At 72.7% G+C, this 2,242-nt stretch carries 3 protein-coding genes and 1 pseudogene; 1 reads left to right on the top strand and 3 read right to left on the bottom strand.

Features of this window, described 5'->3' with window-relative positions; translation table 11 throughout:
- The 3 genes from LQV45_RS26825 to LQV45_RS26815 all read right to left on the bottom strand — a co-directional run.
- The coding region (locus LQV45_RS26825; RefSeq protein ID WP_230009784.1) for a methyltransferase at positions 1-742 on the bottom strand (742 nt) is incomplete at its 3' end.
- Positions 743-830: 88 nt separating this feature from the next.
- Positions 831-980, bottom strand: coding sequence for a hypothetical protein (locus tag LQV45_RS26820; protein WP_171024345.1), 150 nt, complete (start codon positions 978-980; stop codon positions 831-833).
- A gap of 25 nt (positions 981-1,005) precedes the next feature.
- Positions 1,006-1,767, bottom strand: coding sequence for an EI24 domain-containing protein (locus LQV45_RS26815; RefSeq protein WP_230009783.1), 762 nt, complete (start codon positions 1,765-1,767; stop codon positions 1,006-1,008).
- A gap of 61 nt (positions 1,768-1,828) precedes the next feature.
- Between LQV45_RS26815 and LQV45_RS26810 the strand changes: the two are divergent.
- A pseudogene (locus tag LQV45_RS26810) lies at positions 1,829-2,242 on the top strand (hypothetical protein); the annotation flags it as partial.

Genomic DNA, 2,242 nt, shown 5'->3' with positions numbered 1-2,242 from the left:
GGGTGGGATGCCGCGTCGCCAACGCCGCGGCCACGACCCCGCTCCCGCACGCGTAGTCGATCGCCTCGGGGCCTGTCGGTTCGGGCAGGTGGGCCAGGAGCAGACGCGTGCCGATGTCGATCGAGGCGCCGGCGAACACGCCGCCGAACGCGCGGATCTCGAGCCCGTCGACCGTGGCCGCCTCGGGCTGCGGATCCCCGCCGTCGTGCGGGCCACGCGAGACGAGGACCCGCGACTTCTGTCGGGCGTGCGTGACGTCGACGCGAGCGAACCGCGTCCGCAGCACGTCGTTCATCGTCGGCGTCATGTGCTTGATACGGCCGCCCGCGAACACCACGACGTCGGGGTGCGCGTGCGCGGAGATGAGGCTCGCGACGTCGTCGAGCGCGCGCAGCGACCGGGGCAGGCGCAGCAGGACGACCCGCGCGTCCCGCACCAGGTCGGCATCCAGGCCGTGCGATGAGAACGTGTCGTCGAGCCCGAGGCGGGACGCGTTGGACGCGAGGGCCCGTTCGCCGGTGAGAGCGTCCTGGTGCACGCGGATGCTGCGCGCTCCGTCGGAGGCGGAGCCGAGGGTCAGCGCGCCATACGCATCGTCGATGACGACGAGCCCGCCGTCGGGGACGTCGCCCCGCGCGGCGGCGGATTCATCGAGGAGGAGGCGGTCAGCGGCATCCACCGCGACGAGGTCAGGACCCTCGAGGTCCGGCCAGCGGCGGAGGTCGTCCAGGGAGAAGGTCACCCGTCCACGCTACCCGGGGGCGGGGCGGTCGCTCGGACGGGCGTCGGAAAACGCAGCGCGCGTGTGCTGCGCGGCCGCGGGGTCGGGCTTACCGCGTGCCGAAGTGGAAGGGCAGAGCGAGCGACGCGGCGACGAGGATGATGCCGAGCGCGAAGAACAGCGCCGGTGCGGCCAGCGAGAACGACAGGCCGGTGAGGAGCATGCCGCCGACGAACAGGAGGAGCGAGACGATGAACATAGGGGATCCCTTCGGTCGCTCCAGGCTATCGTGCGGCGTCGGCGTCGAGGTTCCGCCCCGCCCGTTCACCGAGGGCCGCGTGCGTCCAGAGCGTGCTGCCTGCCACCGCGGCAGGCATGACGGCCACGGCGCCGAGCGGGATGAGGAAGCACAGCTGCGTCGCCACCCCGAAGCCGAGCGCCCGGGCACGGTTCTCCCGCAGCACCGCTCGGCGGGCGCCGCGGTCGAGGCCGCGCGCCGCGAGGGAGCGGGACGTGAGTTCGTCGGCGAGCAGCCAGCCGGTGAGGAGCAACCCGACCGTGAACCCGAGCACTCCGCCGACCAACGGGATGAGACCGAGCAGCCACGCGGCGAGCGCGGTGAGGGCGCCGCGGGCGATCAGCCGCACGGCGTCGGCGATCGAACGCCAGAACCCATAGTCGCTGTCCGGGACGCGGCCGAGCGCGGTGAGCTCGGTGGCACGCCAGATCCGGTCGTAGAACGGCTCGCCCACGGTCAGGGTCACGGCGGTGAACGACACGATCGCGAGGAACGCGGCCGCGCCGAACGAAGCCACGCCGATCGCCGTGCGCACCACGGTGGCCCACAGCGGGTCCCAGTCGTCGGCGAACGGCGTCCAGTCGTCGACGACGTTGCCCAGCAGGACGGCCCAGGCCACGAGCGCGGCGCCGAACACGAGACCGACGAGGAATCCGGGGATGAGTCCGAGCGCCATGGCGCCGGGGGAGCGGCGCCACTGACCGAGTCCGCGGAGGAGCAGACGGGCGCCCTGGAGGAACTCATGCATGTCAGAAGTCTCGCAGGGGCGGTGCGGGCGCCGCGTCGGAGGTCGCTGACAGGATGTGGACATGCGCATCCGCACCACCTCCACGCAACGCACCTACCGGTACGTGCGGCTGATGATCCTCGGCGCCACGCTGCTGCTCGGCGTCGCGATCGGCGTGCAGGCGGTCGTCGGCGGTGGGCTGCCGTCGGTGAGCGCGTCGTACTACACCCCAGCCGGCCCGATGTTCGTCGCGTCGCTGTTCGTGGTCGCCGCGGCGTTCCTCGCCCTGTCTGGTCGCAGCGTCGAGCAGGGGCTGCTCGACATCGCCGCCGTGCTCGCCCTCGTCGTGGCCGTGGTGCCCACGACGGTGTCTTCGCCGGTGTGCGGCTCGGCGACGTCGTGCGTCCTCCCGGCAGTGCTGCCGACGGTCGCGAACAACGGCATCGCCGTGGCATCCGTCGTCCTCGTCGGGACGATCGCGGCGATCGTCCTCGCC

The sequence above is a fragment of the Microbacterium sp. Bi128 genome (assembly GCF_918698205.1).
The sequence above is the reverse complement of the archived record's forward strand: the minus strand, read 5'-3'. Positions and strand labels throughout refer to the sequence as shown.